At 76.1% G+C, this 1,233-nt stretch carries 1 protein-coding gene; it reads right to left on the bottom strand.

What is annotated here, in order from left to right:
- Window positions 1-343: 343 nt before the first annotated feature.
- Window positions 344-1,233, bottom strand: an 890-nt coding sequence (locus G5C65_RS37425) for a pentapeptide repeat-containing protein (RefSeq protein ID WP_420903407.1), incomplete at its 5' end; no start/stop codon positions are given.

Here is a 1,233-nt window from a genome sequence, read left to right as displayed (position 1 = left end):
CGGCTCCTGGCCCTCAACACGGCGATCTGGCACAACTGGGCCTGCGGAGCCGACAGGAAACGCTCGCTGATCCACTACGACCACACGGCCCCGCTGGCCAGCACGTAAAAGCACATCAACCATCTAGACCGCGTCCTGCGGATCACGGTTGCCCTCTGCCGGGGCTGCCGGGCCGGCCCTGCCCCGGCCCGTGCCCTGCGGACTGCGGCTGTCGCCGTGGTTGCGCGCGCAGTTCCCCGCGCCCCTTCGGGGCGCATCTGTGCGCCCCGAAGGGGCGCGGGGAACTGCGCGCGCACAGCAAGGGGCAGCCCCGACCCGGCATGATCCGCCGGACAGTCGCGGCTCAGGCGCGGCCGGGGCGGGCGGGAGAGCGCCGTGATGGAGCGGCGGAGTGCTTCGTACGGCGGCCCGCCGGCCAGTGCGCCGGGCGCTGGAGGGCGTCCGGGAGCCGCGTCGCCCCGTCGCCGTGGGCAGCGCTCACCTGCGGCTGGGTGAGGAAGAGAGCGTCCCGCAGGTCCGCGCCGCTCAGGTCGGCGTCCCGCAGGTCGGCGCCGATCAGATCCGCGGTCCGCAGGTCGGCGCCGGACAGGTCGGCTCCGATCAGCAGCGCCCCGCGCAGCCCGGCCCCGCGCAGCCGCGCGCCGCGCAGCCGGGCGCCTGCGAGGTCGGCGCCCCTGTGGTCCTTCTTGCGGCCCGGCACCGTGTCCCGCACCAGCTCGCTGACGCGCAGCAGCAGCCCGCCGACGTCCCGCCGCACCGCCTCCGCGTCCAGCGCCGCCAGTGCGCCGGGGCCGCCGCGCGCGTGTCCCTCGATCTCGTCCCGCGCCCGGCTCAGCTCGCCGTGCACCGCGCGTGCCGGGGCGAGGGTCAGCGCCTCGGTCACGTACCACAGCAGCTCGTGCAGCTGCCGCAGGGCCGGGAACGCTGCGAACATCGTCCGGGCGGTCTCCGGGTCCTGCCGCCAGTCCCGGCCGCCGAAGGTGTCCTGCGAGAGCCGCTGGCCCGCGCCGAAGCAGTCGTAGACGGTGCAGCCCCGGTAGCCCTCGTCCCGCAGCCGGGCGTGGATGCCGCAGCGGAAGTCCTCCAGCAGGTTCCGGCACGGGTCACCTCCGCGCTTGGTCACCGCGAAGTCCGTCGACGCGGTGAAGGGCAGCGCCACGCAGCACAGCCCGAAGCACCGGGCGCAGTCGGCGCGCAGAGCGGGGCCGGCGGAGCCGGGAGAGGGCGGGGACG

The sequence above is a fragment of the Streptomyces boncukensis genome (assembly GCF_011045075.1).
Taxonomy (GTDB): Bacteria; Actinomycetota; Actinomycetes; order Streptomycetales; family Streptomycetaceae; genus Streptomyces; species Streptomyces boncukensis.
This window is presented reverse-complemented; position numbering and strand designations above follow the sequence as displayed.